20 protein-coding genes, 1 other RNA gene and 1 pseudogene are annotated in these 20,809 nt (G+C 71.8%); 12 read left to right on the top strand and 10 right to left on the bottom strand.

What is annotated here, in order from left to right; genetic code table 11:
* Positions 1 to 107 precede the first annotated feature (107 nt).
* The 3 genes from AXA68_RS04415 (at position 108) to AXA68_RS04405 (ending at position 4,566) form a co-directional block, all read left to right on the top strand.
* Positions 108 to 914: an SWIM zinc finger family protein gene (locus tag AXA68_RS04415; protein WP_066413311.1), complete on the top strand. Its 807-nt coding sequence runs from the start codon at positions 108 to 110 to the stop codon at positions 912 to 914.
* A 109-nt stretch (positions 915 to 1,023) separates the two neighbouring features.
* The gene (locus AXA68_RS04410; RefSeq protein WP_066413308.1) at positions 1,024 to 1,626 is read left to right on the top strand and encodes a hypothetical protein; all 603 of its coding nucleotides are present in this window, start codon (positions 1,024 to 1,026) and stop codon (positions 1,624 to 1,626) included.
* A 93-nt stretch (positions 1,627 to 1,719) separates the two neighbouring features.
* A complete protein-coding gene (locus AXA68_RS04405) occupies positions 1,720 to 4,566 on the top strand; it encodes a hybrid sensor histidine kinase/response regulator (protein WP_066413306.1) in 2,847 nt (948 codons plus the stop codon).
* Positions 4,567 to 4,609: 43 nt separating this feature from the next.
* On the opposite strand, the gene AXA68_RS04400 is transcribed toward AXA68_RS04405, so the two are convergent.
* On the bottom strand, positions 4,610 to 4,933 hold the full coding sequence (locus tag AXA68_RS04400) for a CGCGG family putative rSAM-modified RiPP protein (protein WP_066413304.1): 324 nt from the start codon (positions 4,931 to 4,933) through the stop codon (positions 4,610 to 4,612).
* A gap of 97 nt (positions 4,934 to 5,030) precedes the next feature.
* The gene (locus tag AXA68_RS04395) at positions 5,031 to 5,450 is read right to left on the bottom strand and encodes a universal stress protein (RefSeq protein ID WP_066413302.1); all 420 of its coding nucleotides are present in this window, start codon (positions 5,448 to 5,450) and stop codon (positions 5,031 to 5,033) included.
* Between the two features lie 153 nt (positions 5,451 to 5,603).
* Between AXA68_RS04395 and hjc the strand changes: the two genes are divergently transcribed.
* Positions 5,604 to 6,125 carry a Holliday junction resolvase Hjc gene (gene hjc, locus AXA68_RS04390; RefSeq protein ID WP_066413300.1) on the top strand — a complete coding sequence of 174 codons (522 nt, stop codon included), beginning with the start codon at positions 5,604 to 5,606 and terminating at the stop codon, positions 6,123 to 6,125.
* Between the two features lie 489 nt (positions 6,126 to 6,614).
* Here the strand turns inward: hjc and AXA68_RS04385 are convergent, their stop codons facing one another.
* Positions 6,615 to 7,355, bottom strand: coding sequence for an SWIM zinc finger family protein (locus AXA68_RS04385; protein WP_232745047.1), 741 nt, complete (start codon positions 7,353 to 7,355; stop codon positions 6,615 to 6,617).
* 206 nt (positions 7,356 to 7,561) lie between these two features.
* Between AXA68_RS04385 and AXA68_RS04380 the strand changes: the two genes are divergently transcribed.
* On the top strand, positions 7,562 to 7,777 hold the full coding sequence (locus AXA68_RS04380) for a DUF7472 family protein (RefSeq protein WP_066413299.1): 216 nt from the start codon (positions 7,562 to 7,564) through the stop codon (positions 7,775 to 7,777).
* Positions 7,778 to 7,787: 10 nt separating this feature from the next.
* Here AXA68_RS04380 and AXA68_RS04375 read toward each other — a convergent pair whose 3' ends face one another.
* The 4 genes from AXA68_RS04375 to AXA68_RS04360 form a co-directional block, all read right to left on the bottom strand.
* Positions 7,788 to 8,957 (bottom strand): DNA primase large subunit PriL, encoded by a 1,170-nt coding sequence (locus tag AXA68_RS04375; protein WP_066413298.1) that lies wholly within the window; start codon positions 8,955 to 8,957, stop codon positions 7,788 to 7,790.
* Positions 8,958 to 9,060: 103 nt separating this feature from the next.
* Positions 9,061 to 9,858, bottom strand: a complete 798-nt coding sequence (locus tag AXA68_RS04370) for an ABC transporter permease (RefSeq protein ID WP_066413297.1) — start codon at positions 9,856 to 9,858, stop codon at positions 9,061 to 9,063.
* On the bottom strand, positions 9,855 to 10,892 hold the full coding sequence (locus tag AXA68_RS04365; RefSeq protein ID WP_066413295.1) for an ABC transporter ATP-binding protein: 1,038 nt from the start codon (positions 10,890 to 10,892) through the stop codon (positions 9,855 to 9,857). Before AXA68_RS04365 ends, AXA68_RS04370 begins: the two co-directional genes overlap by 4 nt.
* Before the next feature lie 102 nt (positions 10,893 to 10,994).
* Positions 10,995 to 11,654 carry an HVO_2922 family protein gene (locus AXA68_RS04360; protein WP_066413292.1) on the bottom strand — a complete coding sequence of 220 codons (660 nt, stop codon included), beginning with the start codon at positions 11,652 to 11,654 and terminating at the stop codon, positions 10,995 to 10,997.
* A gap of 185 nt (positions 11,655 to 11,839) precedes the next feature.
* Between AXA68_RS04360 and AXA68_RS04355 the strand changes: the two genes are divergently transcribed.
* The 4 genes from AXA68_RS04355 to AXA68_RS04340 all read left to right on the top strand — a co-directional run bounded on the left by AXA68_RS04355 (position 11,840) and on the right by AXA68_RS04340 (position 15,640).
* On the top strand, positions 11,840 to 13,354 hold the full coding sequence (locus AXA68_RS04355) for a DNA polymerase Y family protein (protein WP_066413289.1): 1,515 nt from the start codon (positions 11,840 to 11,842) through the stop codon (positions 13,352 to 13,354).
* A gap of 105 nt (positions 13,355 to 13,459) precedes the next feature.
* Positions 13,460 to 13,918 (top strand): hypothetical protein, encoded by a 459-nt coding sequence (locus AXA68_RS04350; RefSeq protein ID WP_066413287.1) that lies wholly within the window; start codon positions 13,460 to 13,462, stop codon positions 13,916 to 13,918.
* 71 nt (positions 13,919 to 13,989) lie between these two features.
* Complete coding sequence (locus AXA68_RS04345; protein ID WP_066413285.1) at positions 13,990 to 14,535, top strand: NUDIX hydrolase; 546 nt, start codon at positions 13,990 to 13,992, stop codon at positions 14,533 to 14,535.
* Positions 14,536 to 14,617: 82 nt separating this feature from the next.
* Entirely contained in the window at positions 14,618 to 15,640 is a 1,023-nt protein-coding gene (locus AXA68_RS04340) for a CPBP family intramembrane glutamic endopeptidase (protein ID WP_106388645.1), read from the top strand.
* Positions 15,641 to 15,671: 31 nt separating this feature from the next.
* Here the strand turns inward: AXA68_RS04340 and AXA68_RS04335 are convergent, their stop codons facing one another.
* The gene (locus AXA68_RS04335; protein WP_066413283.1) at positions 15,672 to 16,895 is read right to left on the bottom strand and encodes a TIGR04347 family pseudo-SAM/SPASM protein; all 1,224 of its coding nucleotides are present in this window, start codon (positions 16,893 to 16,895) and stop codon (positions 15,672 to 15,674) included.
* Positions 16,892 to 17,245 (bottom strand): Htur_1727 family rSAM-partnered candidate RiPP, encoded by a 354-nt coding sequence (locus AXA68_RS04330; protein ID WP_066413281.1) that lies wholly within the window; start codon positions 17,243 to 17,245, stop codon positions 16,892 to 16,894. The genes AXA68_RS04335 and AXA68_RS04330 overlap by 4 nt, the downstream gene beginning before the upstream one ends.
* Positions 17,246 to 17,364: 119 nt before the next feature.
* Here AXA68_RS04330 and AXA68_RS04325 point away from each other — a divergent pair.
* From AXA68_RS04325 to AXA68_RS04315, 3 genes and pseudogenes are all read left to right on the top strand, one after another.
* Positions 17,365 to 18,434, top strand: a pseudogene (locus AXA68_RS04325) (radical SAM protein).
* A 60-nt stretch (positions 18,435 to 18,494) separates the two neighbouring features.
* Positions 18,495 to 18,806, top strand: an RNA gene (rnpB, locus tag AXA68_RS04320) — RNase P RNA component.
* A 166-nt stretch (positions 18,807 to 18,972) separates the two neighbouring features.
* Positions 18,973 to 19,575, top strand: a complete 603-nt coding sequence (locus tag AXA68_RS04315; protein ID WP_066413275.1) for a TIGR00296 family protein — start codon at positions 18,973 to 18,975, stop codon at positions 19,573 to 19,575.
* 50 nt (positions 19,576 to 19,625) lie between these two features.
* Here AXA68_RS04315 and AXA68_RS04310 read toward each other — a convergent pair whose 3' ends face one another.
* Complete coding sequence (locus tag AXA68_RS04310) at positions 19,626 to 20,783, bottom strand: nicotinate phosphoribosyltransferase (protein WP_066413271.1); 1,158 nt, start codon at positions 20,781 to 20,783, stop codon at positions 19,626 to 19,628.
* Between the last annotated feature and the right edge of the window lie 26 nt (positions 20,784 to 20,809).

Here is a 20,809-nt window from a genome sequence, read left to right as displayed (position 1 = left end):
TCCGAGCGACTTCGGCGGGTCCACGGTGGCCTCCCAACCGGGTCGCTCGGACGCGCTCGAACAACGTTTTTTGGCTCCGACGGCGTTTCTCGGGACCACCGGAACCGATGGAGCTCACCGCGGAGGATGTCCGGGAGCGATGTACCGACGCCGTCCTCGAGCACGGCCGGAACTACCTCGAGGACGGGCGGATCGTCCGCCTGTCGCGGTTCGACGACGAGATCCGGGCGGCGGTGCGCGGGAGCCGGATCTACGAGATCCACGTCGACGGCGCGGCATCGGAACTCGAGACGCGATGTGACTGTCCGTACGACGGTCCGGGCGCGTGTAAACACGTCGTCGCCGTCCTGTTGTGTGCGATCGAGGACCCGCCGCCCGACGAGAGCGAGCGGATCGACGACCTCCTCGAGGACGCCGCGGTCGCCGACCTCCGGGCGTTCCTGCGCGAGGAGCTCTCGTCGAACGTCGACCTCCGGGACCGCTTTCGCGCCCGCTTCGGGGCGTCGACGACGCGGTCGGTCGAGGGGATCCGTGCGGAGATAGACGACCTGTTCGAGGGGACGAACCCCGAGTACGCGGTCGTCTTCGAACCGATCGACTTCCGCGAGTACCTCGATCTTGCGGAGACGCATCGCGAGCGGGGACGGTACGAGTCGGCGGCGACGATCTACCGCGGGCTCGTCGAGGCGCTCGACGACGACATGGAACTGGTCGACGGCGCGTACGACCACTTCTCGGAGACCTTCGCCGACGCGCTCGACGGCTACGTCGACTGCGTGGCGGCCGCCGACCTCGATCCCGACGAGGTCGACCGACGCGTCGGGTTCCTCGCGGAACGTGCCGCCTCCGGGACGCCGTCTCTCCGCGAGCGTTTCGAGCGGGCCGCCGACGAACTGCGCGAGCGAACGCGGTGACGCGACCGTACCGCCAACGCGAGCCGTACACCGCCATGCGTATCGTTCACACCCCTCCGGCGAATATAAACGTCGACGCCGCGTACGCGTACTTCACCCCGACGAACCCATGATGCTCCCGACACACGCGATGGTGGGCCTGGCGCTCGCGGCCCCGCTCGTCTCCATCGCGCCCGAGATCGCCCCCGCCGCGCTCGCCGGCGCGCTCGCCGGGAGCGTCGTCCCCGACCTCGACCTGTACTCGGGCCACCGCCGCACGCTCCATTACCCCACCGTGTACGCCCTGCTCGCGGTCCCGGCGGTCGTCGCCGCGGCGGTCGTGACCCTCCCCGAGACGGTGCTCCTCGCCGCGTTCCTCCTCGGCGCGACGGTCCACTGTCGGATGGACCGCTACGGCGGCGGGCTCGAGCTCCGCCCCTGGGAGGGGACCTCCGAGCGCGCGGTGTACGACCACGTCCGCGGCCGCTGGCGGCGGCCGAAACGCTGGATCCGGTACGACGGCTCGCCGGGGGACCTGACGCTTCTCGCGACGCTGTCGCTCCCGGTTCTCGTCGTTCTCGATGGCCCCTTCCGGCTCGTCGCGGCCGCCGCGCTCGTCGTCGGCGTCGCGTACGTCGCGCTCCGACGGCGGCTCGCCTCGCTCGCGCCGGTCGTCTTCGGGTACGCCCCGGACGGGCTGGCTCGCTACGTCCCGGATCGGTACCGACGGTAGTCCCGCCGCTCCGTCGGACGAACCTGCCGATCTGCCGCCCCGCGAGAGTCGTCACAAACACTTTTCACTGCGTATTGGTAGGTTCTCACGTATATGAGCGGGACCCACGAGGCGATCCGCGTCCTCCACGTCGACGACGACCCGGGTCTCGCGGAGATGATAGCGGAGTTCCTCGAGCGCGAGGACGACCGGATCGAGGTTCGGACCGAGCACGACGCCGAGGCGGGGTTGCGCGCGCTCGACGACGACGGGATCGACTGTGTCGTCTCCGACTACGACATGCCCGGCCGCGACGGGATCGAGTTCCTGCGGGCCGTCCGCGAGGAGCGGCCCGACCTCCCGTTCGTCCTCTTCACGGGGAAGGGAAGCGAGGAGGTCGCGAGCGAGGCGATCTCCGCCGGCGTCACGGACTACCTCCAGAAGCGCGGCGGGAGCGAACAGTACGCGCTCCTCGCGAACCGGATCCGCAACGCGGTCGAGGCCGACCGCGCGCGCGATCTGTTGGCAGAGCGGACCCGCCGCCTGGAGACCCTCATCGAGAACCTCCCGGGGATGATCTACCGGTGCCGGAACGCTCCGGAATGGCCGATGGAGACCGTCAAGGGCGAAGTCGAGTCGCTCACCGGCTACGACGCCGAGGCGCTGGAGCGAAACGAGGTCGTGTGGGGCGAGGAGATCATCCATCCCGACGACCGAGAGGACGCCTGGGCCGCCGTCCAGGAGGCCCTCGACGCGGGCGGTACCTTCGAGGTCACCTACCGGATCCACACGAAGGGGGGCGAGACGAAGTGGCTCTGGGAGCGCGGGCGCGCCGTCTCCGACCCCGGCGGCGACCTCGAAGTGCTCGAGGGGTTCATCACCGACATCACGGAGCGGAAGGAGCGCGAACGGCGGCTCGAGCGGACCACGACCCGGCTCGCGGCGCTCTTCGAGAACTCCCCGGACATGATCGACGTTCACGACGCGGAGGGGACGATCCTCGACGCGAACCCCCGACTGCGTGCCGAGACCGGCTACGACGAGTCGGAGCTGGTCGGGATGAAGGTCTGGGAGATCGACGCCCGCCTCGATCCCGAGGAGGCCCAGGAGATCTGGGCGGAGATGGATCCGGAGGACCGGGTGGAGCTCGAAAGCGAGTACGTGCGACGGGACGGGTCGACGTTCCCCGTCAGGGTCCACCTCAGGCGCTTCGACATCGACGGCGAGAGGCGGTTCCTGGTGAGCAGCCGGAACGTCGCCGACCGCAGACGGCGCGAGCGGAAGCTCGAGGAGCTGCGCGAACGGACGCGACAGCTCAACTACACGCGGACCGTCGAGGAGACGACGCGACTGGCGACCGAGGCGGCCGACGAGATCATCGGGGCCCCCCTGACGGGCGTTCATCTCCTGAACGACGAGGGAACCCGGCTCGAGCTGTCGGCGTTCGCCGAGGGCGTCCCCGAACTGTTCGACGAGCTGCCCAGTTACGACCGCTCGGCATCACCGGGATCCCGCGCGAACCTCGTCTGGGAGGCGTTCCGCGACTCGGAGTCGATCCACCTCCGCGACGTCGCCGCCTCGTCTCGGGTCACCGAGGAGACGCCGGCCGGGAGCGTCGTGCTCCACCCCATCGGCGACCACGGCGTCTTCGTCATCTCCTCGTCGGAACCGAACGACTTCACCGAGACGGACGTGCTCCTCGTGGAGATCCTCGCGAACTACCTCGAGGCGGCGCTCGACCGCGTCGAACGCGAGGAGACGCTTCGGACGCGCGAGAATCGCCTCGAACGCCTCCACGACGCGACTCGCGAGCTGATCCGCGCCGGATCGAGGGTGGACGTCGCCGACCGCGTGATCGAGGCCGTCGAGGGGATCCTCGGCTTCTCGGTCGCCGTGGTTCGGCTCTACGATGCCCAGGAGAACGGGCTCGTCCCGGTGGCCACCTCCGAGGCCGTCCGCGACGTCGTCTCGGAGCGCGAGGTGTTCTCCCCCGGCTCCGGGAGCCTCAACTGGGCGGCCTACGAGGCCGGCGAGGTCCGCGTGTACGACGACATCGAGGCGGAGCCGGACGCCGTCGATCAGGGGAGCGGACTACGGAGCCTGATGCTCCTTCCGATGGGCGACCACGGGACCCTCTCGATCGGCGAGTCGACCCCGAACGCCTTCGACTCGACCGACGAGTTCCTCGCGCGGATCCTCTCGACGGCGGCCGAGACCGCGCTGGACGAGCGCGAACGCGAACGCGAACTCCGCCGCAGCCGCGACGAACTGAAGCGGCAGAACGAGCGGCTCCAGGAGTTCGCCGACGTGGTGAGCCACGACCTCCGGAACCCCCTCACCGTCGCCGAGGGTCGCCTGCGGCTCGTCGAGGAGGAGTGTGACAGCGAGCATCTCGAGGGCGTGATTCGCGCACACGACCGCATGAACGAGCTGATACAGGACCTCCTGACGCTGGCCCGCGAGGGTGAGGAGGTCGGCGATCTCGAGCCCGTCGCGCTCGCCGACCTGCTCGAGAGCTGTTGGGTCCACGTCGACCGACCGCCCGGCGCGCGGATCCGCGTCGACGTCGACCGAACGGTGCGGGCGGACCGGACCCGCCTCCAGCAGCTCTTCGAGAACCTCCTCCGGAACGGCGTGGAACACGGTTCCACGGGCAGCCGGACTGCGTCCGGCGACGACGTGGAACACGGTCGTTCGAGCGACGGCGACGCCGTGACGGTCACGGTGGGCGAGCTGCCGGACGGGACCGGGTTCTACGTCGAGGACGACGGGATCGGCATCCCCCCGGACGCGCGTGAGGACGTGTTCGATCCGGGGTACTCCACCGACGAGGGCGGCACCGGCTTCGGGCTCAGCATCGTCAGACAGGTCGTCGAGGCCCACGGGTGGGAGATCCGGGCCGTCGAGGGGTCCGAGGGCGGCGCGCGGTTCGAGGTCGCCGGCGTCGAGTTCGTCGACTGACGCCGGGAGGGTGGAGGACGGAAAGGAAGAGCGGCGGCAGGGACTACCGCTCGACCCGGTAGACGTACCCCCCACAGCCGCACTGGTCGACGACCTCCGCGCTCGCCTCGGGGAACCGCTCGCGGAGGCGGTCGCCCAGGTACGGCTCGGGGTCGCCGTGTTCGGGGTGCGTGACGAGGTTCACGTGGTGGGCCGGATCCGTCCGCTCGACCGCGAGCAGCGCGTGGTCGACGAGCGATTCCCTGTCGTCGGCGTAGCGGTCGAGTTCGAGGTTCGCCGACCACGAGCCCGCGTGCTCCTCCGTGAGGAACGCGGGGAGGTCGTCGTCGGTGGCGGTCGCCCCCGTATCGGTGGCGGTCTCGGTCATACGTCGCGTTCGTCACGCGGACCCCTGTCTCACCGGGCGAACGTGTTCGGGAGCGGACCGGAGCGGTCGGGGGTCGGCTCGCGGCGGGCCGTCCGCCCTAGCGAACCACCGTCACCGACACCGGCGACCCGCGGAAGACGGTCCGGGCGACGTTGCCGACGAGCAGCCGATCGACGAGCGACCCGTCGTGAGTCCCCACCACCACCGTGTCGAACTCCTCGGCCCGCTCGACGATCCGTTTCCCGGGCCGCCCCACCGCCACCTCGATGGCGACCTCTTCGTCGTACTCCGCCGCGATCTCCCGCGCCCGGTCGATCACGCCTTCGGCCTGGTCGCGCATCTCGCCCTCGAGGTCCTCGGCGAGCGCGATCCCCGTGGCCTCGCCCATCATCGAGGAGGGCTCCCCGGTGACGTGGAGGACCACGATCTCCGCGTCCCCGTGGACCTCGAGCGCGTATCGCAGCGCCCGTTCGGCCACCTCGGACCCGTCCATCGCCACGAGCACGCGTGCTATCATGGCCCGCCGTACGCGACGCCCGGGCATAAATCCCGACGCGGATCCCGCCGTCAACGATCCGGCGGCGACCCGGAAACGACCCGCCGTCGACCCGCCGACGACCCGGCGACCTTTTAGGTTCCTCCCCGCTATCGATCGGCGTGACTCACCGGGGTGACCGCGACCGTGTCGGCGAACCGTAAGGGCGACCGCCGCGAGCGCGAGCTGGTCAACGCGCTGGACGAGAAGGGGTTCGCCGTGATGCGCGCGCCGGCCAGCGGCTCGGCGACGGAGCGGGAGCTCCCGGACGTACTCGCGGGCGACGGCGACACCTTCTACGCGATCGAGGCGAAATCCAGCGCGGGCGACCCGATCTACCTCTCCGGCGAGGAGGTGGAGGCGCTGCTCTTCTTCGCGCGCAACTTCGGCGCGAAGGCGCGCATCGCGGTCCGGTTCGACCGCGAGGACTGGTACTTCTTCCATCCGGGCGACCTGTACACCACCGACGCCGGCTCCTATCGCGTGAAAAAGGAGACGGCGCTCGCGGAGGGCACCGACTTCCCCGAGTTCGTCGGCGAGACGGAGAAGGTGACCCTCGAGGAGGTCGCGACCGACCCCGACGAGGAGCGCCGGGAGATCCTCGAGGCCGTCCGGGACGGCCACATGTCGGTCGAGGACGCCCTCGACGTGTTGTAAGTTACCTCGGCGGACTGCGGTGGCGCGCGCCGTGAGCGGCCCGGCGGGCCGCGAACGACTCGCGCGAGGGACGCTGCGAACGAAGTGAGCAGCGAGGCTGGGGAGGCGTGAGGTGCGGTTGCGGTGCTGTGCGGGGTGGGACTCGAAGGGGCAGTCGCCGGCGGCAACGCCGCCGGCTGCCAGAGGCGCGTAGCGCCTCGCTGCCGTGAGGGCGAAGCACGACGACGCAAGCACCGCAACGAGGGAGAGCAGCGACCGAGTGAGGAGCACAGCGAGTCGCGCGAGTCCCGCGAGCGTGAGCGAGCGGGACCACGAAAGTCGCAGCCTGCGCAGCGAAGCGAGCAGGAACGTCTTTCGGAGGTCCTCACGGCTGGGGCTTTGGCCGTGTTCACCGCGCCAGCAACGACCTGTGGCCTCACCTACGTATCGACGAGCGGCCGGGGATCGGAGACGATCACCGCGCCGGCAACGACGCCGTCTCCTCCCTCCTCACTCCTCGCGATCGACGTCGACCGGCACCAGCCGCGAGGCCGGAAAGCCGTACCGCCTGGCGTCGTCGATCCCGTGGGCGGGCCCGAGCGACTCCGCGTACACCGCCTCGACGACGGGTTCGTGCGCGCCGTAGGCCGCGTTGGTCGGGTACGCCTCGATCGCCCGCCCCTCGTCGGTCCGGTACTCGTCCGCGCGCCGGTCCGTGACGCGGGTGACGACGAGGAGCTTCCCCGTCTCGCGGTCGTACACGGCGTCGCCGCGCTCGAAGCCGTGTCGCGCACACAGCCGCGGCCCCGACGCCGCGAACGGGACGAACGTCTCGACCCCGCAGACCGCACAGACGCCGACGCGCTCGTCCGGTGCGGGGAGCCGTCCCTCCGTCACCTCGATGGCGACCCGCCGGAGGTGTTTACACCGCTCCCCGCGGATCTCGTGGTCCGGGCAGCTACAGGTCCCGGCGTCGAGCGCGACGACGTAGGTCCCGCCCTCGGTCTCGACGACGTACCGTCGGTCCCGGAGGGGGCGCACCGTCATCGGCTCGCGTTTCGCCCGTTCCGAGCGGTCGTCCTCGCGGTTCGAGTCGCCGTCGGCGTCGTCACGGTCACGGCCTGGGTCCTCGCGGTTCAGGTCCTCGCGGTTCGGAGCCTCGCCGTCCGCGTCGTCGCGGTCACGGTCCTCGTTGCCGCCGCCCCGCTCGTCGACCGCGAACGACGCCGGCGGGATCCGTCTGTGAGTCATGGCGTTCGCCGGGACGCGCCCGGTTCACCCCGACGTACGGGGCCTTCGGGCTTAACGTGTCGGCCGCTGGTCGGGGATCCGTCGCCCGCCGTCGATCGGGAATCCGTCGCCCCCCGCCGATCGGCGGGGCTCGCTCGCCCGCGGGCGGGAGCGTTACGCGACCCGTCCATCGAAGTCCTTTTTTAGTGCCGACGGGAACCGGGAGCATGGAAATCGATGCGGAGCTGCGTCGACAGATCACCGTCTCGCTCGCGGCTGCGGCGGTGTTCGTCGCCGGACTGGTCGCCATCGGCGTCACGTTCGACGGCTCCTCGCTCCCCGAGTCCGGCGCGATCGCGCTGGTCGGGCTTCTCACGGGTTTCGTGTTGCTGATGGCGCTGGTCGGCGCGTACCTCATTCGATCGAAGGACGGCGACGCGTAGTCCCCCGGTCTCACTTCTCGACGGGTTCTCCCTCTCCCGTAGCCGCATCCCCGCTCTCGTCGGCGGTGGCGGCCCTCCCGTGTTCCTCCCGCCAGTCGACGATCTCGTCGCCGTCGGCCTCGTTCACCCGGGTCTCGTAGTACGAGAGGGGGTCGGCGGCGACGCGCATGTGGTCGTCCTCGTTGTGACAGATGCCGTAGTTCGACAGCGTCTCGCACGTCGGCGGCGGGTACTGCGTCCCGCGGTCGTCCGCGAGGTACTCCGTCTGATAGCGGATCCCCTCGGCGTCGAGGCTCGTGTCCACACAGAAGGCGACCACCTCGTCGGGCGACATTCCGATCCCGACGAGAAACGCCATCAGCGCGAAGCTCTCCGGGCCCGACAGCTCGACGCCGCGTTCCGCCTTCCCGATCAGGTTCTCCATACACGGCGGGAAAAGCGCCGGCGCGACGACGTCGATCGGCCCGGCGTAGGTGCGCTCGGAGAGCAGCCGCTTCAGCTCCGCCACGCGCGACTCCAGCTCCGCCGCGATCCCCTCGCCGGCCTCCAACTCGAACGGGAGCCCCTCGCGGACCCGCGCCTCGATGGCTGCCCCGAGCGCCTCCAGCAGCTCCTCGCGCGTGATCCGCACCGCGCCGTCCGCGAGCGCCCGGTTGACGAGCCGCCAGGAGTCGCCCCACGACGGCGAACTCAGCCGGAGGTACGGACCGACGGCCATCCGGTAGTGGCTCGGGTCGCGGCTCCCGCGGACCGGCTCGGCGCGGACGGCGTCCGACAGGTCGAACTCGGCGAGCGCGTCGTCGAGGTCGACGGTCGGCGTCGGCGTCGACCTGAGCCCGTCGTCGCGCTCGAGGTCGGCCCGGAGACGGTCGAGCGCGGTCGACGCCTCCGCGGCCGCGTACTTCTCGATGGCGGGATCGGAGTCGAGAAGCGAGACGAGGATCCGGGCGATGGGATACGAGAGCAGCTCCGCGCGGGCGTCGACGTCGGTCGCCGAGCTCCCGAACGCGCCCGCCTCGGGCTCGACCGTGCCCTCGAGTAACGCCCGCTCGACGCGCTCGCGAGCCCGGTCGACCGCCGGCGCGTCGGCGGCGACGAGCTCCGGCAGCGACGCCGACGCCCCGGCGACGGCGTCGCGGGCCCCCTCGAAGAACGGGTACTTGGCGTGGAGCGCGTCCATGTCCGGCCCGAGGTAGAGAGCCGCGGCGAATAAGCGGTGCGGTCCGGGATGCGGGTCGTGTGGCAGGATCGGGCGCAGTCCGGGACGCCGGCTCCCCGGCGACTCACTCGGTCAGCCCGTAGCCGCGCCTGAACAGCAGCACGTCGATCCCGGCCGCGGCCGCGGTCATCCCGGCGAGCACGACGAGCGAGAGCCGCGGGTCGACCTCCGCGACGCCGAGGAAGCCGTAGCGCACGCCGTTGACCATGTACACCATCGGGTTGAGAAGCGAGACGTCGCGCAACAGCGGCGTGAGGTCCTCGAGCGAGTAGAACACCGCGCCGAAGAAGACCAGGGGCCGGAGGATGAACTGGTTCATCACGGTGAGGTCGTCGAAGTCGCTGGCGGCGAGCCCGCCGATCACGCCGAGGCTGGCGAAGAGCAGCGTGATGACGAGCAGGAACGCGAGCAGGTACAGCGGCTCCTCGACCGGAACGGGTCGGAACAGCGCGGTGACGATCGTCCATCCGATCGCGGCGATGAGCCCGCCGACGAGGGCCCCGCGGGTCGCGGCCGCGAGGACGTACGCGCCCACCATCCCCGCGTACGACAGCGGCGAGGTGAGCACCTCGTGGATGTACTCGTTCCAGCGCCCGTGGAAGATGGAGAAGGAGGCGTTCTCGAAGCTGTTCGACACCGCGCCGAGCACGACCAGTCCGGGCAGGATGAAGAGGATGTACGGCACGCCCGTGATCGTCCCGACCCGCTCGCCGAGGATGACGCCGAACACGGAGAAGTACAGCACGTTGGTGATAAAGGGCGGCGCGAACGTGTTGCTCGGCCGCCGCAGGAACCGCAGGACCTCCCGCTTGGTGAGCGTGAGGAAGCCGGTGAGGTCGACGGCTCCGGCGTCGCCGCTCATCGGGAGCCCTCCCCGCCGCCGGCCGCGGCGGTCTCGAGAGGCGCGTCGTCGGAGCCGTTCCCGCTCGATCGGGGAGTCTCCCCGTCCGCGCCTTCGTTCCCCTCGTCGTGGCGGGTCATGTCCACGAACACCTCCTCGAGGGAGGTGCGTTTGATCTCCATGTCGAGGATCTCGTGGCCGCCGCGGTCGAGCTCGCGGACGAGGTCGGGCGCGACCAGCCCGCCCTGTCGCGCCGTGACGACGAGGCGGTCCTCCTCGAGGCTCACCTCCTCGATCCGGTCGTCGTCGGGAAGGAGATCGGAGAGCGCGCCCGCGGACGCCGGCGGGTCCCGGAGCGCGATGACGACGCGGTCCGTTCCGCGGTCCATCAGCTCCTCCGGGGAGGCGACGGTGACGACTCGTCCCCGGTCGAGGATCGCGACCTCGTCACAGAGCCGCTCCGCCTCCTCGATGTAGTGGGTGGTGAGGAGGACGGTCGTCCCCTGCTCGTTCAGCTCCGTCACGAGGTCCCACAGGTCGCGGCGCAGCTGGACGTCGACGCCGGCGGAGGGCTCGTCGAGGATCAACAGGTCGGGGTCGGTGACGAGCGCGCGCGCCAGCATGAACCGGCGTTTCATCCCGCCGGAGAGCCAGTCGAAGCGGGTGTCGCGCTTGTCGTAGATCCCGACCTGCTTGAGCGCGCGCTCGGCGCGCTCCGCCGCCACGTCGCGTGAGACGCCGTGATAGCCAGCCTTGTGCTCCAACACCTCGTGGATCGGGAAGAACCGGTCGACGTTGAACTCCTGTGGGGCGAGCCCGATGCGGTCGCGCGCCTCCCGGTAGTCGTCCTCCACGTCGTGGCCGAAGACGCGCGCCTCGCCGCCGGAGGCGCGCACGAGCCCGACGAGGACGTTGATGAACGTCGTCTTCCCGGCTCCGTTGGGGCCGAGCAGCCCGAAGAAGGCTCCCTCGGGGACGGTCAGCGACACCCCCTTCAGGGCGTCGAGGTCCCCGTAGCTCTTCTGAAGGTTCTCGACCTCCAGTGCGTTCGTCATGCGAGCAAGGAGACCGGCCCGCGGGTTAAACGACTCCGTTCGGCCCCGTGGTTGGCCGCCTTCTCCGCCCCCCGTCCGCTCCCGATCGGCGGGTCTCCGTCCCTACTCGTCGACCTCCTCGACGGCCGCGCCCGGCGCGTTCTCCTTCACGCTGCGGAGACCGTTGACCGCGTTCCGTTTCGAGGCGTATCCCTGCCCGCCGTCGGCGATCACGTTGCCGTTGTCGTGGACGAGCCGCCAGCGGCGCTTCCCCGCCTTGTCCTCGAACACCTCGAAGGTCGCGTTGCTGCCGCCCTCCTCGGGCGGTTCCTCCTCCTTCTTCAGGTCGACGACGTGTGCGCCGGGCGCGTTCCGTTTCACGGACTCGAGGCCGTTCTCGGCGTCGCGCCTGTCCGAGTAGCCACCCCCGCCGTCGGCGATGATGTTCCCGTTGTCGTGGACGAGCCGCCAGCGCCACTCGTCGGCGGCGTCCTCGTAGATCTCGAACGTCGCCTTGCTCGCGGCGGCGTCGAGGTCGACGTCGCCCTCCTCCTCCGTCCACTCGACCTCGAGTTCGAGCGCGACCGTGTCGCCCTGGCGTTCGATCTCGACCTCCATGTCGGGGTCGGCCGGCGGGTCGACGGTGACCGTCCCGGCGTCGTCGACGGGGACCGGCTCGCCGCGGCCGAGCGCCCTCGCGATCCGCCGGAAGTAGGTAGCGAGCGCCTGTCGGCTGCGCGACCGTTCGGACTCGTGGACCGTCTCCTCCGTCTCGTCGGACATACACCGGCACGTCTCCGCGAGCACACAAAACGCTATGGTCGAGGCGGGACGCGAGGGATGCGGGTTCGAGGCGGTACGGTTCGGACCGGTACGACCCGGCCGGAAGCGACGCCGTCCGGTGTCCCGGTTTCACCTCCGCCGCGCGTGGCGGGCGCTTAAGACGACGCGGGGCCGACCCACGGGCGATGGAGGGTGCCGATCCACGGGGCGGCGATCCGCGGACGACCGACGGCGGGACGCTCCCCGGAGCCGACGAGGAGGACGACGCGGGCGGCTCCGACCGCGTCGTCCTCCACGTCGACATGGACTGTTTTTACGCCTCCTGTGAGCGCCTGCGCCGCCCCGACCTCCGCGGCGAGCCCGTCGTGGTGGGGATGGGGTACGAGCCCGGCGAGACGGTCGGCGCGGTCGCGACCGCGAGCTACGAGGCCCGCGCGTTCGGCGTCGAGAGCGCGACGCCGATCTCCGAGGCGCTCGACCGGCTGCCGCGGCGCGCCGACGCCGACCCCGCAGATCCGGACGCGCCCGACCCCGAGGAGACCGGGCGCTACCTCCCCGTCGACATGGCGTTCTACGAGGAGGTCGCCGGAGAGGTGAAAGCGGTCCTCCGCGACTGCGCCGACGTGCTCCGCGAGGTGAGCGTCGACGAGGCGTACCTCGACGTCACCGACCGGACCGCCTGGGACGCGGCGGGCGGCGCGGACGGCGGCGAGCCGGCACCGAGCGCCGCGGCGGGGCCGGGCGAGGTCCGGACGCTCGCGGAGGGGTACGCCCGGCACGTCAAACAGCGCATCGAGCGGGAGGCGGGCGTGCCCGCGAGCGTCGGCGTCGCGCCGAACATGTCGGCGGCGAAGGTCGCGAGCGACGCGGACAAGCCGGACGGGCTCGTCGTCGTGCCGCCCGGTTCCGTCGAGGCGTTCCTCGCGCCGCTGCCGACGGCCGCGCTCCACGGCGTCGGCCCGGTGACCGAGCGGGCGCTCGCGGAGCGCGGGATCGAGACCGCGGGCGACGTGGCCGCCGCCGACCCGGAGGCGCTCGCCGAGGCGTTCGGCGACCGCGGCCGGGCGCTGGTGCGGCGCGCCCGCGGCGAGGACGACCGCGAGGTGACCCCGCGGGGACTGCCGAAGAGCCTCTCGCGGGAGTCGTCGCTGCCGCGGACGACCGACGAGGAGCGCAAGCGGGAGACCGTCTCCGCGCTCGCGAGCGACGTGGCCCGGCGCGCCCGCGAGCGGGGCTGCCTGTACCGCACGATCGGGATCAAGGCGGTCCTGCCGCCGTTCGACGTCAACACCCGTGCCCGGAGCCTCCCCGGCCCCGTCGACGACCCCGAACTGGTCGAGGAGGTGGCGCTGGAGCTGCTCTCCGAGTTCGACGACGACGAGGTCCGCAAGCTCGGCGTGCGCGTGTCGAACCTCGACTTCTCGGAGGGCGACCAGGCGACGCTCGGCGGGTTCGAGGAGGCCGACGGGGCCGACGGAACCGAGAGGCCCGACGAGGGATCCCGACCGCCCGATCCGCGGACCGCGGCCGACGGTGACGACGACGGCGACGGCAGCAAGCTCACCGACTGGGTCGGCGAGGAATCGACCGCCGAGGAGGAGTGGGACGGGGGAGGCCACCGGGACGACGGGGACGACGGAGACGACCCCGGACCGCGTCGTTCCGGGGAGGGACAGGCGTCGCTCGGCGACTGGGAGTGACCGAGGGAAACGGGCCGACGGATCGGCGTCGACGCGACCGCGAAGCGACGGCGAGGCCGATCGGGCGCGTCGACCTTTTTGTGTCCTCGCCGACACCGACCGGACATGCCCTCCCTCCGCAGGCTCCTCCTCGGTTCCGACCGGGAGAACCGACCCCGGCCCGACCCGCGACTCGTCGTGCCGCCGCTCTGTTTCCTCGGCGTCCTCGTCGGCTACGCGGTGGGCGTCTTCGAGGTCGTCGGGGGCGTCGTGTTCCTCCCGTGGGACGCGGCGGTCGCCGGCCTCCTCGTCGCCGGCGTCCTCGCCCACCGCGGCGACGGGCTGGCGGTCGCGTGGGTCGTCGTCTACGCGGCGCTTCTCGGGTACAGCGCCGACCACTACCTGCTCGGGCTCTCCGGACGCCCCCTCCTCGAGCGGGTCGCCGCGCTCCTCGGCGTCGACGGGCTCGTCTACCTCGGCGTCCAGGCGCTCGTGTTGGGGACGCTGGCGTGGATCGGCGGGACGGTCGCCGCGCGCGTGACGGCGGCCGTCCGGGACCGCCGGTCGACGACGGACCGCGAGTGACGGCGGCGTGTGGACCTCCCGCCGTCGCCCCGATGCCGAGGATTTACCTCGCGGAGCGCCGAGTCGGTGGTATGAGCGACCTCGCGTGGGAGACGACCGACACCGAGATCGACTACCGCTGTCCGGGGTTCGACGTGCGCCGGGACGAGGTGCGGTTCCCCGACGACGGCGACGGGGAGTACCACTACGTCGACGAGCCGCCGGCCGTCGTGGTGTTGCCGCTGACGCCCGACGGCGACGTCGTCGTCATCGACGAGTGGCGGCAGGCCGTCGGCCGGACCAACCGCGGGCTGCCGGCGGGCACGGTCGAACCCGAGGACCGCGACGACCTGGAGCGGGCGGCCGCCCGCGAGCTCGCCGAGGAGACCGGCCACGAGGCGGCGGCCTTCGAACACCTCACGACCGTCGAACCGGCGAACGGGGTGACGAACGCGGTCCACCACCACTTCCTCGCGACCGAGTGTGAGCCGACCGCCGACCGCGACCTCGACCGCGACGAGTCGATCGCGGTGGAGACGGTCCCGTACGACGACCTGCTCGCGAGCGTCGTCGACGACGGCCTCCGCGACGGCCGGGCGGTGACCGCCGTGACGTGGTACGAGCTGCTGTACCGATGACGGCGGAGCGTTCGCGGCCGGCCCGGCGGCGACCCGCGACCGACGGACAAGCCCTTTGCCCGACCGGACCGAACGGGAGCCGATGACGGATCCCTCCGACGACCCGGTCGACCGCGCGCCCGCCGCGGACGCTCACGACGACGACTCCGCCGCCACCGACTCAGCCGCCGGCGACCCGGACGCGACCGCCGTCGATCCCGCCGGGACCGCCGCCACCGACCCCGACGGGACCGCCGCCGACGACCCCGCCGGGACGGGCGGCGGCTCCCCCGCGATCGCGGTCGCCGTCGCGGCCGTGCTCGGCGTTCTCGGTCCGGTGCTGGCGGTCCTCGGCGGGCAGGGGATATTCCTGGTCGACTCCGCGGTCGGCGGGCTGCCGCTGGCGGTGTACGTGGTGCTCACGCTGATCGTGGGGCAGTACGTCGCGTTCGGCGGGCTCGCGGTCGGCTACCTCGCGTGGCGGGGGTTCGACCGGGCGGGGATCGTCTCGTATCTCGGCGTCCGTCGGCCGAGCCTGACGGAGGTCGGGCTCGTCGTCGGCGGCTGGGTCGTGATCGTGATCACGCTGCTCGTCGTCTCCTCGGTCGTCCAGCTGCTCGGCGGGGAGGCGGCCTCGAACCAGAGCGCGGAGCTCGCCATGCGGAACCCGGCGATCATCCCGCTCTTCGTCGTCGCCATGTTCCTCGTCGTCGGGCCCTCCGAGGAGGTCCTCTACCGGGGGATCGTCCAGGGACGGCTCCGGGAGTCGCTGCCGGCGGTCCCCGCCATCGCGATCGCCTCCGGGATCTTCGCGTTCATCCACGTGATGGCGCTGACGGGCGGGGTCTCGGGGCGGCTCACCACGGTCGCGATCCTCTTCTTCCCGAGCCTCGTCTTCGGCGCGGTGTACGAGTACACGGAGAACCTGGTCGTCCCGGCGCTGCTCCACGGCCTCCACAACGCGGTCATCTTCACCCTGCTGTATGTCACCGTCACCTACAGCGACGAACTCGAGGGGATGGCGGAGGGCGGCACGGCGGTCGCGGAGGCGGATGCGGCGGTGACCGGGGCGGTCGCGGCGGTCGCGGAGGCGAGCGCGGCCCTGCTCCCGCTGCTTCCGGCGTGAGCGCGGGAAGGCCCGGCGGATCGGACCCGCCTCAGTCGGCCGCGTCGCCGACCCGATCGACCGGGGTCGCGGCGTCCGGCGCGATCTCCTCCTCGCGGAGGTAACACTGCGGGTCGGGCGCGAAGAGGTCGCCGGTCGTCCGCAGCGCCCGGAGCCGCGAGCCGCCGCGACAGATCGAGCGGTACCGACACTCCGCACACCGGCCGGTGAGCCGGTCGTCGCGGTCGCGGAGCGCGGCCAGCAGCGGGTCCGACTCGTCCTCCCAGATCGCGGCGAAGGGGCGGTCGCGGACGTTGCCGAGCGCGTGGCCCTGCCAGAACTGCGTGAGGTGGACGTTGCCGACCGGATCGACGTCGGCGACGCGCTCGCCCGCCGGGTCGCCGCCGTTGCGTTCGAGGTACGCCCGAATGCGCTCGGCGTGTTCCGGGCCCAGCTCCCGGCGGGCGTACTCGACGAGGTAGCCGGCGTCGGCGTAGTTGCCCACGAGCAGCGTCTCGATCTCCTCGCCGCGGTCGTGGTACTCGCGGGTGAGGTCACACAGCGTCCGGACCGCCTCGCGTTTCCGCGCCGGCGAGAGGTCGGCGTCGACGATGTCCGCGCCGCGGCCGCCGTAATCGAGGTGGTAGAAGCAGAAGCGGTCGACGCCGACGTCGGCCAGCAGGTCGATCACGCCCTCCAGGTCGGGCGCGTTCGCCTCGGTGATCGTGTACCGGAGCCCGGTCTTCAGCCCGACGTCGAGACAGGCCTCGATCCCCCGGACCGCCGCGTCGAACGCGCCCTCCCGGCCCCGAAAGGCGTCGTTGCGCTCGGCGAGCCCGTCGACGGAGACGCCGGCGTACTGAAGGCCCGCCTCCTTCAACTCGGCGGCCGCCTCCCGCGTCAGGAGCGTCCCGTTCGTCGAGAGCACCGGCCGTATCCCGCGATCCGCCGCGTACGCGACGAGTTTCGGGAGGTCCTCGCGCATCAGCGGCTCGCCGCCCGAGAAGAGCACGACCGGGACGCCGTAGTCGGCGAGCCCGTCGAGAAGCCCCTTCGCCTCCGCCGTGGAGAGCTCGCCGGGCGCGCAGTCGGCGTCCGCGCCGGCGTAGCAGTGGTCGCAGTGGAGGTTACACCGCTTCGTCGCGTTCCAGACGACGACCGGGCGGCGCTGTTTCCGCTCCGTGATCTGCGGCTCGGCCGAGTCGCCGGCGGCGTCGTACCGGAGCCCGTCGCTCTCGGCGTCGAGCCCGCAGAGCAGCTTGCTGATCGAGATCATCGACGATCCTCTCCCTCCCGGACATCGGGGGTCCCCTCCGTCTCCTCGCGGACGCGCGGTTCGCCGCCGGGGCGGGCGTCCGCGACGTCGGAGTCACCTTCGTCCGCCGAATCCCCGAGCGAGTACGTCGAGAACCGGCGGGTCTCGTCGGCCGGGCAGAGCCAGACGTCGCGGGCGTACCACGCGAACAGCCGGCTCGCCTCCTCGTGGGCGACCTCCGCGGACGGGGCCGCGACGGTCCCGACCCGCCGCATCGGGTCCGATTCGGACTCGCGGACGAACACCTCCCACCGGCGCTCCCGGGTCCGACGGGGCGTCTCGTCGAGGCTGCGCTGCGCTTTCTCGACCATACGGGGCGTATCGGTGCGGGAAACATATCGGTCCGAGCGCGCTCCCGGACCCTGGGAACGCCCGCGAACACGTTCGCTGGATCGCTGAACGGAGAGGAGCGCGTACCCACGGAGGAGAGATGTTCGACGACCTCGACACCGACCGACGCCCGCTCGTGCTCGTCTGGGAGGTCACGCAGGCGTGCGAGCTCGCCTGCCGGCACTGTCGGGCGGACGCGAAGCCGGCCCGTCACCCGGACGAACTCACCACGGAGGAGGGAAAGCGACTGCTCCGGGAGGCCGCCGAGTTCGGCGACGGCCAGCTGGTCGTGCTCTCCGGCGGCGACCCGCTGGCCCGCGAGGACCTCCCGGAGCTGGTCCGGTACGGGACCGACCTCGGCAACCGGATGACGGTCACGCCGAGCGGCACCCGGTCGCTCGCGCCCGATCGGGTCCGCGAGCTGGCGGACGCCGGAATGTGCCGGATGGCGCTCAGCCTCGACGGCGCGAGCGCCGAGAGCCACGACGCGTTCCGCGGCGAGGCGAGCTTCGCGGACACCGTCGCGGCCGCGGAGGCGGCCCGCGACGCCGGCGTCCCCTCCAGATCAACACGACGGTCTGTGCGGAGACGGTGGAGGAGCTCCCGGCGATCCGCGACCGCGTCCGCGAGCTGGAGGCCGTGCTCTGGTCCGTCTTCTTCCTCGTTCCCGTCGGGCGCGGGCGGGTCCTCGACCCCGTCTCCCCGGAGCGCGCGGAGGCCGTGATGGAGTGGCTCCACGACGTCGACGCGGCGGAGCCGTTCGGCGTGAAGACCACCGAGGCACCGTTCTACCGGCGGGTCGGCCTCCAGAACGATCGGACGGGATCGGCGCGCCGCGGCGGGATCACGGCCGGTCGCGGGTTCGCGTTCGTGAGCCACGTCGGCGAGGCGTACCCGTCGGGCTTTCTCCCCGAGTCGGCGGGGAACGTCCGCAAGGAGTCCGTGGTCGAGATCTACCGGAACGCCGACCTCTTCGAGCGGCTCCGCGAGCCGGAGGACCTGACGGGGAAGTGCGGGGCCTGCGGGTTCAAGCACGTCTGCGGCGGGAGCCGGTCGCGGGCGTACGCGCACACCGGCGACCCGCTCGCGAGCGACCCGCTCTGTCCGTACGTCCCCGAGGGGTACGACGGCCCGCTCCCGGAGGGCGTCGACCGCTCGGGCCGGGCGTGATCGGAGCGAGCATCGTCCCGACCGAACCGCTTATTCCTCGCGCCGGGGTACCTCCGGTCGGACAGAGGGAGCCCGACTCCCGTGCCACTGGCATGAGGAAAGTCCCCCACCGGCCGGACGGGCGACCGGGCACACGCCCGGAGTCGGAGACGGCTGGCTCTGGAACAGCAACGACACCCCCCGCCCCGACCCGTGATTCGCGCGAACCGACCCGTAAGGGAAGGGAGTTAACCCGAGGAGGGCCGACGGGCGGGAACGGATGGAACGGCGAATCCTCGCCGGTGCAAGTCCGCGCCACAAGGTAGTCCGGCCACGGCGCGGACGCTCAGCCGAATGTCGGGACGAACCGAAGGGGGCTTACTCCCCTCAGTCCGCTCGCACGCCGAGCGACGCGACCGGCCGTAAAGAACCCCACGTCCGTGAGAAGCCGAATCGGGTTCACCGGCGCGTATGAGACCTCATACGGCCGTTTCCGGTCGATCACGAACGTTCACCATCAAGGGAAGCGTTCAAGTCGTCAGCACCGCTAACAGTGTGTATGTCCGAGGCACAGACCGTTCGGCTGTCGTACGACGACGGGGCACGAGCGGTCGAACTCGCACGCGAGGCGGTCGAGTCGTTCGTTCGACACGGACAACGCGAACAGCCCGGGAGCATGCGCGAGGCCTTCTACGCGCGGACCGGGGCGTTCGTTCGACTGGAGTCGACCCGCGGGCGCGGCCGGCTGCGGGGGTGTGCCGGCGCGTGGGACGGGTCGGATCAGCTCGGTCACGCCATCGTCGAGGCCGCTATCAAGGCCGCCTCCGGCGACTCCTGCGGCTCGGAGGTCGAGCCGAAGGAACTCGAGAACATCACCGTCTCGGTCTGTGTCGTCTCGAACACCGTCCTCACGAACGACCCGCTCGAGGACCTCGAGATCGGCACCCACGGCGTCGCGGTCGACGGCGGCAACGCCCACGGCTGGCTCTACCCGACGGTCCCCGTCGAGAACGGCTGGTCGGGCGCGGAGTTCCTCTCGCGGGCCTGCCGCAAGGCGAAGATCTCGCCGACCGCCTGGCAGGACGACGACACCATGGTGACGCTCATCGAGGGCCAGGTGTTCCGGGAGCGCCCCGACGGCGGCGCGGTCGAGGAGCTGTAACCCCGACACCCTGACGAACGTACCACCGGAGCCGACCGCCGTTTTCCCCCTTACTCCGACCCGTAGCCGACGCGCTCCGCGTCGGCGAGCGCGCGCTCGGTCGCCGCCTCGAGGTCGAACGCGCCGTCGGCGACGACCTCCCCGCCGCGGATCACGGGCTCCATGAGCGACTCCGCGCCCGCCGGACCGTCGCGGTCGGCGAGCCCGACCGCGTGGTCGCCCGCCGCGGTGCGGTAGACGGCCTTCGCGCCCGAGAGCTTCCCGCGTTTGGCGGCGGGCTCGCCCTCCACCGCGACGATGTCGAGCGCGAAGTCGACCGGGTCGGCGTTGGAGACGTAGCCGCCGACGCCGAAGCCGTCGACGACGTCGCGGAGCCGCCGGAGGTCCGCCGGCCCGAGCCCGCCCGAGACGTACACGTCGACGTCGCCGTGGCCGCGGGCGTCGAGCTCCCAGTTCACCTCCCGCACGATGTGTCTGAAGTCGCCCCGACGGGAGCCGGTGGTGTCGAGGCGGACCCCGTCGAGCCGGTCGCCGAGCGCGTCGACCGCCCGCAGGACCTCGTCGACCTCGTCGGAGTAGGTGTCACAGAGCGCGATCCGCGGGACCGACTCGTCGACCGCGTCGTCGAAGGCGCGCCAGGCCGCCTCCTGCTCGCCGCGGCCGAAACAGATCGACAGCGCGTGCGGCATCGTCCCCGACGCCTCCCGGCCGATCAGGTCGCCGGCGGCGACGTGCGAGAAGCCGTCGAGTCCCCCGACCAGCGCCGAGCGCTCGACCGCGGCCGTCATCGCGGGGTGGACGTGGCGCGCGCCGAAGGAGAGCACCGACGCGTCCGGCGCGGCGACCCGGCAGTCGAGCGCGGCGGTCGCGATGGCGGAGGCGTGCGAGAGGAAGCCTAAAAGCGAGGTCTCCAGCCGCGCGAACGTCAGGTACTCGCCCTCGATCCGCATCACCGGGCCGCCGTCGAACAGCCGCCCCTCCGGGATCGCGTGGACGTCGACGTCGCGGCCGGACAGCAGCGCGACCGCGTCCTTCAGCCCGGCGAGCAGCTCGAACTCGCCCGTCGGGAACTGGTCCGCGGTCACCTCGGCGACGACGCGGGGGTTCCGTCCCGCGCCCTCGAGGGCGGTCGCCGTGCGGTCGAAGTAGGCGTCCGTGGCCCGACCGCTGCGGACCGCCTCGGCGTCGACGATGTCGAACTCGGTCATGACCGGACGTTCGGCCGGCGGGGACG

Origin of the sequence: Halorubrum aethiopicum (assembly GCF_001542905.1) — an archaeon.
Lineage (GTDB): Archaea > Halobacteriota > Halobacteria > Halobacteriales > Haloferacaceae > Halorubrum > Halorubrum aethiopicum.
Note: the sequence above shows the minus strand (reverse complement) of the source record. Positions and strands in the feature narration are given on the sequence as shown.